The sequence below is a fragment of the Aquimarina brevivitae genome (assembly GCF_004216895.1).
GTDB lineage: Bacteria > Bacteroidota > Bacteroidia > Flavobacteriales > Flavobacteriaceae > Aquimarina > Aquimarina brevivitae.
In genome coordinates, this window is sequence record NZ_SGXE01000003.1 from 256938 (window position 1) to 267376 (window position 10439).

9 protein-coding genes and 1 rRNA gene are annotated in these 10439 nt (G+C 36.8%); 6 read left to right on the forward strand and 4 right to left on the reverse strand.

The genetic code is table 11. The features are described from left to right. Positions 1–28: 28 nt before the first annotated feature. From murQ to EV197_RS13465, 3 genes are read left to right on the forward strand one after another with little or no spacing between them, the layout of a single operon-like run. Complete coding sequence (gene murQ, locus EV197_RS13455; RefSeq protein WP_130287313.1) at positions 29–853, forward strand: N-acetylmuramic acid 6-phosphate etherase; 825 nt, start codon at positions 29–31, stop codon at positions 851–853. Beyond that, positions 831–1073: a DUF6095 family protein gene (locus EV197_RS13460; protein ID WP_130287314.1), complete on the forward strand. Its 243-nt coding sequence runs from the start codon at positions 831–833 to the stop codon at positions 1071–1073. The genes murQ and EV197_RS13460 overlap by 23 nt, the downstream gene beginning before the upstream one ends. An 11-nt stretch (positions 1074–1084) precedes the next feature. Then, a complete protein-coding gene (locus EV197_RS13465; RefSeq protein ID WP_130287315.1) occupies positions 1085–1519 on the forward strand; it encodes an SRPBCC family protein in 435 nt (144 codons plus the stop codon). A 52-nt stretch (positions 1520–1571) separates the two neighbouring features. Here the strand turns inward: EV197_RS13465 and EV197_RS13470 are convergent, their stop codons facing one another. Beyond that, a complete protein-coding gene (locus tag EV197_RS13470; protein WP_130287316.1) occupies positions 1572–2081 on the reverse strand; it encodes a DinB family protein in 510 nt (169 codons plus the stop codon). A gap of 262 nt (positions 2082–2343) precedes the next feature. On the opposite strand from EV197_RS13470, the gene EV197_RS13475 reads away from it, so the two are divergent. The 3 genes from EV197_RS13475 to EV197_RS13485 all read left to right on the forward strand — a co-directional run bounded on the left by EV197_RS13475 (position 2344) and on the right by EV197_RS13485 (position 7639). Next, positions 2344–3156, forward strand: a complete 813-nt coding sequence (locus tag EV197_RS13475; RefSeq protein ID WP_130287317.1) for a hypothetical protein — start codon at positions 2344–2346, stop codon at positions 3154–3156. A 153-nt stretch (positions 3157–3309) separates the two neighbouring features. Further along, positions 3310–4521: a DNA polymerase IV gene (dinB, locus tag EV197_RS13480; protein WP_130287318.1), complete on the forward strand. Its 1212-nt coding sequence runs from the start codon at positions 3310–3312 to the stop codon at positions 4519–4521. Between the two features lie 133 nt (positions 4522–4654). Next, on the forward strand, positions 4655–7639 hold the full coding sequence (locus EV197_RS13485; protein WP_130287319.1) for a DNA polymerase III subunit alpha: 2985 nt from the start codon (positions 4655–4657) through the stop codon (positions 7637–7639). 16 nt (positions 7640–7655) lie between these two features. On the opposite strand, the gene EV197_RS13490 is transcribed toward EV197_RS13485, so the two are convergent. The 3 genes from EV197_RS13490 to rrf all read right to left on the reverse strand — a co-directional run bounded on the left by EV197_RS13490 (position 7656) and on the right by rrf (position 10300). Then, the gene (locus EV197_RS13490; protein WP_130287320.1) at positions 7656–8789 is read right to left on the reverse strand and encodes an AEC family transporter; all 1134 of its coding nucleotides are present in this window, start codon (positions 8787–8789) and stop codon (positions 7656–7658) included. Between the two features lie 2 nt (positions 8790–8791). Next, positions 8792–9982, reverse strand: a complete 1191-nt coding sequence (locus EV197_RS13495; RefSeq protein WP_130287321.1) for a pyridoxal phosphate-dependent aminotransferase — start codon at positions 9980–9982, stop codon at positions 8792–8794. A 210-nt stretch (positions 9983–10192) separates the two neighbouring features. Continuing rightward, positions 10193–10300 (reverse strand): 5S ribosomal RNA (gene rrf / locus EV197_RS13500). Positions 10301–10439 lie beyond the last annotated feature (139 nt).

A 10439-nucleotide genomic window follows, 5' to 3' on the forward strand; every position in this document is an offset into this window, starting at 1 on the left:
CTAAAAGATATTACCTATTTTTGTCATTATGGATTTCATCAAAACTACGGAACTACCCTCCAGACATCATAATCTGGAGCAAATGAGTACTTCGACATTATTGTCCAAAATAAATGAAGAAGACAAAACCGTTCCCTTGGCTGTAGAAAAAGCAATTCCGCAAATAGAAGCACTGGTAGACCAAATCGTTCATAAACTTGAAGAGGGTGGAAGACTTTTTTATTTAGGTGCTGGCACTAGTGGGCGCCTAGGGATTGTAGATGCTAGCGAATGCCCTCCTACCTTTGGTGTTTCGCACGATCTGGTGATTGGTTTAATTGCAGGTGGAGATAGTGCCATAAGAAATGCTGTAGAGTTTGCAGAAGACAGTACTCATCAAGGTTGGGAAGACTTAAAAAAGTATCAGGTTTCTGATAAAGACGTAGTTATAGGCATTGCAGCATCAGGTACCACCCCCTATGTAATTTCGGCATTAAAACAATGTAATAGCAACGACATACTAACTGGATGTATTACATGTAATGCAGGAAGTCCGCTCGCTACTACTGCTAAATACCCAATTGTTGCGGTAGTTGGACCCGAGTTTGTTACAGGTAGTTCAAGAATGAAAGCCGGTACTGCACAAAAACTAATACTGAACATGATCTCCACAGCTGTAATGATTAAGCTAGGACGGGTAAAAGGAAATAAAATGGTGGATATGCAGTTGAGCAATAACAAACTGGTAGAACGGGGTATTCAAATGATAATGAATGAAACCAATGTAGCCAAAGAAACTGCTGTAGAACTTTTAAAAAAACACAAAAGCGTAAGAAAAGCAATCGATAGTTATGGAGACCAAAAGAACAAATAAAACGATCCTTGCCAAAGGGATTCAGCGTATGGCAATGGCTTTACTTTTTATGTTTATAAGTCCCGTGATCATACATTCGGCTTTTCAAAATCAAGAACATCCTTTGTATATCCCAATTTTAATTTTAGGTATTGCGGGGGCTATTTTTGCTATAGCCATGGCTTTTGTTGGATTGAATACCATAATGAAATCCTTATTTGATAAAAACAAAAAACAGTAAAATCGTTACCTATGCAATGTTCTGATGCACCAGTGATAGTCGAACAACGTTTTGACGAGCAGATACAAAACGTATGGCTCGCTATTACAAGTTTAGAACATATGAAGCAATGGTTTTTTGAGGAGATCCCGGCATTTGAACCCGTGGTTGGTTTCAAAACCGCATTTAAAATACAAAGTGAGCAACGTGTGTTTACACATTTGTGGGAAATAACCGAAGTAATTCCCTTGAAAAAAATTACGTATACCTGGAAATATCAAGAATATCCGGGCAATTCGAAGCTAACTTTCGAACTTTTTGAAGATACGCCACAAACCACACGATTAGTATTAACTCATGAGGTAACAGAGAGTTTCCCTTCTGAAATACCAGAGTTCAAAAGAGAAAGTTGTGTACAAGGATGGAATTTCTTTATCCAAGAACAATTAAAACGTTATTTATCATAGAAGTATCATCTATCCTTCTTTTAAAAATCCACAAAAAAGTAATATAAGCATACTAAATACCTTTTCTTTTTTGATCTGGTGTAGTGGGATTATAACCAAAACCTGGGATTTTTAGGTCCTCATCCAGCACATTCAAAATATAGCCTATAGCTGCAAAATGATGTATTAAATGACTATTGGCGTGTAGCAATATGCTCTCTAGGGTATAATGCACAGTTACCGCTCCTTGCCCCATATCATCCGTTACCTTAATCAAACAATTGGATGGCATATCGGAATAAGATATTAAAGTGGCTTGTAAGTCGTAGAGTAATGTCAATGCTTTTTCTTTATGGGTAGCCACCCCTTCATCCCTACTTCTTTGAATTAAATTGATATCATTAGCATCCAAACCATTTGTTATACAAAGAAAAAAATCGAGTAGGTGGCGCATGTGTGATCCTATACTTGAATGGTATGGTCCTACGCTGGTATCCTGATATATAGCCGGAGAAATCTTAGTAATTAAGGTTATGGCCTTGTTTAAATTTTGATTGATTGCGGGAATAATAAGGTCATTCATAGGACAATAAGACGAATAAAGAAAGTTTAACTTACAATCTAATTTTAAACCCTACAAATTTCTTTCGTTCAACTTTATAATATAATTTAAAAAAAGCCGTTAAAGCCTAATACGTAAGCACCGGTAAGATATTTTTCACCTTTTTATGTGGTTAAACCATAAAAAATAAGATAAAAAGCGTATTTCATCGATTAATGACGTTTTTTTTTGGATCTTACCGAATAAATATTGTATAATTGCCCCAAATAAAAGCCCCGATAGCATGAAGAAGATTGGATTATTCTTATTTTTAGTTTGTTTAGTATTCCAAGGTAATGCTCAAAATCCACTTGATGATGCCTTAACAGCAGCTAGTTATGCGTATTCGCATAGTAAAAAAGCGTACGGAGCCAATAATGTATTCCATACCCAAGAATATGCCGATAAAGCAGCAGAAGCATTTAGCAAAGTAGAAGCTCTTACAGCAGAATGTGGATGTACTGAAGCTAATGAACTTGCGTATCAAGCAAAAACAGATATGGAAAGTTCTTTAGAGCAAGATACTTTTGAGCGTAGTAAATATTATACCAAGCAAGCTAAAGAGTTATGTTCTGAGTTATTGAAACAACTAACCTTGTGTCAAGCTAATGCAAGAAAAAACGCTTCTCAAGATATTGTAAGCACAGAGGGAAGTGAAATAGAAGCTGCAGCAGAAGAGCTATCCGTTAAACAACAAGAATTAGAGGAAAAGAAACGACAGTTAGCACTTCAACAACAACAATTAGAAGCACAAATAGCAGAACAGCAAAAAGCTCAAAAAGAATTAGAAGCCAAAAGAGCACAAGAATTACAGCAACAAGCAGCTATAAAAAATAAAGCGGAACAAGCCCTAAAAAAATTAGAATTAGCCATTCAAGAGTTAACTGTAGCACTGAATGAAGAAGCTGACTTCAAATTGCCTAGTGATTACTCGCGTAGTGAAAGTGAGCTTCAAAATGAATCGCTTGACGAGACCAAAAGTTTCTATGTCAATCGCGCTAAAGAATTGACCAAAACAGCAATGCAACAATTCGCTAATTATACTGATAACGAATAAAACGATAAGTTTTATTTTGTAGCCCCAAAATAAAATTTTTGACGAACGGTATTTCTTAGGAAATGCCGTTTTTTTGTTGATAAATTTTATTCGTCTTAACACATAAGATTGGAATAAATCCATAATTTTGGAATAATTCCAAATTTGTAGTGAGTGAGAACAATACTTCATTTAGATCTAGATACTTTTTACGTATCTGTAGAGCGGCTACTAAATACTAAGCTGCAACAAAAACCTTTGTTAGTTGGAGGCATTAGCGATCGTGGCGTAGTAGCAGCGTGTAGCTATGAAACACGTGCCTTTGGTATACACTCAGGCATGCCGATGAAGGTTGCTAAAGAACTCTGCCCCGAAGCAGTTGTCATTAAAGGTAATGCAGGCACCTACAGTAAACACTCTGACCTGGTTACTGCTATTATCAAAGAAAACGTTCCTGTACTCGAAAAAGCAAGTATCGATGAATTTTATGCCGACCTAACCGGTATGGACCGTTTTTTTGGATCCTACAAATACGCCTCAGAACTCCGCAAAAAAATCATACAAGAATCTGGTCTTCCTATCTCCTTTGGCTTTTCGCAAAACAAAGTAGTGTCTAAAGTGGCTACTAATGAGGCTAAACCAAATAATCAGATGAAAATAGACTTTGGAACAGAAAAACCTTTCCTAGCCCCACTATCCATTAAAAAAATCCCTATGGTTGGGGACAAAACATATCAAACATTACGCAATCTTGGAATACGACAAGTAAAAACCGTGCAAGAGATGCCTATAGAAGTAATGCAAGGCGTCTTAGGCTATAATGGGTTAACCATATGGAAACGAGCTAACGGAATCGACAACACGCCTGTAATCCCCTTTTCTGAGCGAAAATCCATATCAACAGAGCGGACTTTTGACAACGACACCATAGATGTGTATCGATTAAAAAGTATACTCACCGCTATGACCGAAAATTTATCGTATCAGCTAAGACGTGGTAACAAATTAACCGCCTGCATTGCCGTAAAAATACGATACTCGGATTTCAATACTTACACCAAGCAATTAAAAATCCCGTACACCAGTGCAGACCATATCTTACTCCCTAAAGTACAAGATCTATTTGACCGATTGTATCAAAAAAGATTGTTAGTACGCCTCATAGGAGTGCGTTTTAGCCACCTTGTAGCCGGTAATTATCAAATAAACCTATTTGATGACGACGAAAAGCAATTAAACCTATATACCGCTATGGACAACATAAGAGAACGATATGGCGACCGCAGTATCATCAGAGCAGCATCTATGGGCGCTAAAACTATAGGCAGAATGCAAAACCCATTCAACGGTAAACCTCCTGTGGTTTTAGCACATAGAAAACAATAATAAAAATCAGGGCATCCGGGCGGGCTATCCACTATATCTTTTTTACCAGTAAAAAAGGATGCCGTTACTATCCCTGATGCAAAATGATAATACGATAGTGATCAACGAAATTCAAAAAAAAGAATAGCAATTCATGTACCTTAACTGCCACACCTATTATAGTCTGCGCTACGGCACCTTTTCTGAAGTTACGCTACTTGAGTTAGCGCTTCAAAATAATATTAAAACCATAGCACTAACAGATATCAATAACACCTCTGCTTGCCTCAATTTTGTTAGAAAAACCAAAGAATTCAACGTAAAACCAATAGTCGGGATTGATTTTAGAAACAATCATCAACCATGCTATGTGGGATTAGCTAAAAACAATGAAGGCTACCGAGAATTAAACGAGTTACTCGCTAAACATTTACACAATAAAAAAGAGTTTCCCGCTATAGCTCCTCCACTAAAAAATAGTATTATCATTTATCCTTTTGAACAAGTTATTGCTACCCAAAAAACTAATTTCTATGACCACGAATTCATAGGAGTGTCCATAAAAAACATTCCAAACCTAAGAGTTTCTAAGCTATTACAATACAAACACAAACTCGTTATATTACAACCCGTAACCTTTAGAAACAAAAAGGATTTTAACGCACACCGCCTGCTACGCGCTATTGACAATAACACATTGCTCAGTAAACTAGCTAAAGAACAACAGGCATGCCCTTCAGAGCAAATGATTCCATACGATGAGTTGTTACTTCATTTCTCTGATTTTGAATATATCATTACCAATACCAAAAAAATCTTAGACCAATGTACTATTGATTTTGACTTTTCAAAAAACAAACCTTCACTAAACCAACAAACATTTACTGGTAATCGAAATAAAGATCAGCAGCTACTAAAAAAACTATGTTACCAAGGACTAACCTACCGGTATAAAACACCAAATACACAAGTGTACGAACGTTTAGAAAAAGAGCTGAAGTTAATTATAACAATGAACTTTGTATCCTACTTCTTGATCAATTGGCATATCATCAACTATGCACAAAAAAAAGGCTACTACTATGTAGGTCGTGGTAGTGGAGCTAATAGTATTGTAGCCTACATACTTAGGATTACTGATGTTGATCCCATAGAGCTAGACTTATATTTTGAGCGTTTCATTAACACCCATCGTACAAGTCCACCTGATTTTGACATTGATTTTTCCTGGAAAGATCGCCAGGATATAACACAATTTATCTTTTCAGAGTTTAAGCACGTAGCCCTAATGGGGGCTTATGTAACTTTTCATTATAAAGGAGCTGTACGCGAAATCGGAAAAGTCTTTGGGTTACCAAAGTTTGAAATTGATAAACTCAGTGAAGGCAACTATAACTATCAAACGCTAGATCATATGCACAAGCTGGTGATTTTGTATAGCGAACTCATACAAGGAATGCCCAATTATATTAGTGTACACTCCAGTGGTATCCTAATAAGCGAAAAAAGCTTACACTACTACGCTGCTACTGATCTACCGCCAAAAGGGTTTCCTACCGTGCAATTTGATATGATTATCGCAGAAGACGTTGGCCTGTATAAGTTTGACATCTTAGGGCAGCGAGGCTTAGCAAAAATTAAAGATGCTATAAGCATTATAAAATACAATCAACCCGCAAAAGCCAATTTTGATATTCATCAAATAGAAAAGCTCAAAAAAGATACTCGTATCAATACACTGATCAAAGAAGCTAAATGCTTAGCATGTTTTTATGTAGAATCGCCTGCAATGCGCATGCTGCTTAGTAAGCTCAAAACAGACAACTACTTAGGATTAGTTGCTGCGAGCTCAATCATTAGACCCGGAGTAGCAAAAAGCGGGATGATGCGCGAATATATTTTGAGAGAACACGATCCCAAACGCAAAAAAAACTCACACCCTATAATGCTAAAACTAATGAACGAAACTCACGGCATTATGGTGTATCAAGAAGATGTTATAAAAGTCGCTCACGTATTTGCCAAACTGAGTTTGGATGAAGCTGATGTACTACGACGTGGAATGAGTGGTAAGTTTAGATCCCGAAAAGAATTTAAAGACGTTAAAAATAAATTTATCAATAATTGCCGCAAGGAAGGCTATCAAGAAACACTGATTTTTGAAATTTGGAATCAAGTTGCCAGTTTTGCTGGATATGCCTTTCCTAAAGGACATTCTGCATCCTATGCGGTAGAAAGTTATCAAAGCTTATTTCTTAAAGCCTATTTTCCATTAGAATACTTAGTAGCCACACTCAACAACGGTGGCGGTTTCTATAGACCAGAGGTGTATATACACGAAGCTCGCATGCTAGGAGCAACCGTACTGCCTCCTTGCATCAATACGAGTAACTATGAGCACAGTATCCAACAACGAACCATAACTCTAGGCTTCTCAATTCTTAGAAACTTAGATCACAACACTGCAGAGCTCATTCTCCAAGAACGTGCTACTCATGGCTGTTTTACATCACTAGATGACTTTATGGATAGAGTGGCTATAGGCATAGAGCAATTGAGCATCCTGGTAAAGATTGATGCCTTTCGCTTCACAAAAAAAAATAAACACGAGTTGCTGTGGAAAGCGCATTTTAAAATAAACAAAACCTCAGATCACGGAATCATACAACCCCGGCTATTTGCACCAAAAACCATCTCTTATAAACTTCCAGAGCTTACCATACCCACAACAGAAACCGCTTTTGAGCAGATTGAAGCTTTTGGTTTTCCACTTTGTGGTTACTTTGAAATTTTAGCTACACAACCTGTTAATAACCACCGTGCGTCGCAACTAAACGATTATTTAAATAAAAAAATAGACATCTACGGCTACCTAATTGCTGCAAAAAACACAAGTACTACTACCGGCAAACGAATGGCTTTTGCTACATTCTTGGATCAATACGGCGCTGTTTTTGACACTGTATTGTTTCCGCCTATTCAAGCGAAATATCCCCTGAGGGGAAGAGGAATATATCGAATTTATGGCACCGTTGTAAAAGAGTTTGGTTTTATGAGTATTGAAGTGCTAAAAATCGCTAAACAGGATTACATACCAGATCCTCGCTATGCAGATACACTTCCTACCGAAACGAATTAAAAAAACAAGTCCCTCTCTAATCTCTAAATAACAACTGCCATACTTTTTTATATTTAAATTTTATTTCAGTTGAAATAAGACCATTTAGCCATTGTATAACCATCGGAAAAAAACTTAAAGCAATACAACTTACCCCAAGCAGCAAAATATGCACAGGTACTGCAATAAAAGTAGGATTAAGCATAACAGCAACTATCAATAAAGCAGATAACGGAAATGAAAGTGCTAACAGATTAACCGCTAACCCAGACCTAAAGGTCTTTTCCTTACCTATTCGATCCTGTTCCACAAGCGATATAGAAGCAATATGTGCATAAGGCCAAAAACTACAAGCACTTAGCGAAAACGCTACTATCCAAACTGCCTCTTCGGCTACTGTAAATCCAGCTAATTGCACACATAGCGCACAAAACAATAAAACCATCCCTGCCCTAGCCATTAAAATTGAAAATAGTTGAATCAACTGTTTCTTTTTAATCTTAACAGACAAACCTATAAACACCATAACAAGAGGAGTCATTAATAAACTTAACTTACGTAAAACCTCTTGTGCAATTGGCGGCAAGGTATCGAAAGAAAAACCAAAACTTAATAAGCCTAAAGCTATTAGTATTAAAATAGTTACTGGTTCAGATACCAGAGCGATAAGTAAACTTGTCAATTTATTGCGTGAGGCATCTACAGCCCCAGGATTATGTTTAAAATACCAACGTATAGCAATCCAATACATAATAATTAAAACAAAGACCTTATTACCTAGATCAGCCATAGCAGCCTTGGCTAAATAGTGCTTTCCTAACAACTCTGCAATAAAAGGAAAACACGAAAGCCCGGGAGCTAGGGAAGGAATCATTAAACGTAATGTTCGATACGATGCTGTCCCCTTTTGTATGCCAAAACACGGAAATAATAAAGGAAAAACATAAAACAAAAAAACATTAATACCCAGTGCCAAAAACGGTAGTCCTAACAGTTCTTTATCCACCGTAACGCCCATTAAAGCAACAAAAATTGTAGCTGGTAAGGCTAAATTAAGGATAATTCTCTTAACACCTTGTTTTTCTGCTGAGGAGGTAAACTTGTATTTTAAAAGTAACCCTAAAAGAATAAATATGCCAAAGACTACAGTTTTTTGGATGGTAGACTCCATAGTTACACTAAGATTTCGGAAATGGCCGAGGTAAAGACTTTCATTTCATCCATAGTTCCAATACTTACACGACACCAATTTTTATCCCAAAACTTAAAGGCTCTGACCACTATCTTACGTTTATAGATTTCCTCCAAAAAGGCATCTCCTTCCATCGGTATGGGGAAAATAATAAAGTTAGTTTGCGAAGGCATACATACTATCCCCAAATCTTTTAAGAATTCAGCAGTATAATTTCTTGCTGCTACAAGCTTTTGCTTGCAAGAAGATAAAAACACCTTGTCATCCATACTAGCGCTAGCTGCAGCAATTGATGGACCTGTAATTCCCATCCCTCCTCTGGTTATTTTTTTTATTTTTTCTAATAATGAAGTACTACCAGCGATGTATCCAATACGCAATCCTGCCATACCATGTATCTTAGAAAATGTACGAGACACAATAACGTTCTTACCCTCTGCTACTAAGGAAACCATACTATTCTCCATTCCCCCTTCGGTAAATTCTAAATACGCTTCATCAATAAAAACAGGTACTTTTTCAGATATTTTACTACAAAATTCTTTAAGTTTTTTGGTATCTGTTATTGTAGCGGTTGGATTATTAGGATTAGTGATATAGACTAATTTTGTATCCTTGTCTATCGCTGCCCCCATAGCATCAAGGTCGTGTTGATAATCTGGGGTCAGTGGAATTGATTTCCATTGTCCTCCTACTGCTTTGGCCACACTTACCATAGACATATAGCTTGGATCCGCACTGACAATATTACCCCCTTCTTGAAACAAAACCAGTGATGTCTTCTCTAATAAATCCGAAGATCCAGGACCCATCATTAATTGATCGCGTTGTACACCTTCTTTCTTGGCAATTTTACCAATAAGGTCATTTAATTGCATCCAAGAATAATGGTTTCCTTTAAATACAGCGGACTGAAAAGCATCCATTGCCTTTTTAGAAGGGCCATAAGGATTTTCATTCCAAACTAAACGTGCCTTCACTGTGTTTAAATCAGGGAACTCTGGTGGTGTAAATTCATCGAAATATGAATTTTGAAATAAAAAACGCTGATTGTTCTGTTGTGCCTGTTTTACAACTTCTCCCCAAACGGATGTAGGAGCTAATGCTATCCCTCCCATAGCTAAAAGACCATTTTGAAGCCATTGTCGACGATTAACAAGTTCTTTGCCCATATCAAATTGTGCTTATAATTTTGATAAGTAATTTAAGAATAACTACGGCAAAAAAGTAGGCTAAAAACCTAAAAAACAACGCTTTAATTTTAGCTATTCCTAATATCAAAGCCTTATTTTGTCAATTTGGTAATATGTGAAGAATTTTTAGTATCAAGAATATTTTATACAAACAAAAAACCCTTCACTGATTAGTGAAGGGTTTTCAAAGGAAGGCGGCGACCTACTCTCCCACGATTGTAGTACCATTGGCGCTAACGGGCTTAACTACTCTGTTCGGAATGGTAAGAGGTGAGCCCCGTCGCTATAACCACCTTAAGTCGTTTGTTGCCAGTGTTTCGTTTATTGTTAATAGTAACTACGAACTATAAACTACAAACTAACAACTAATAAGTTTGACATATTGATTTAGATATTGATACGAGTTGTAATAGATATTGAAGTTATGATCAAAAAA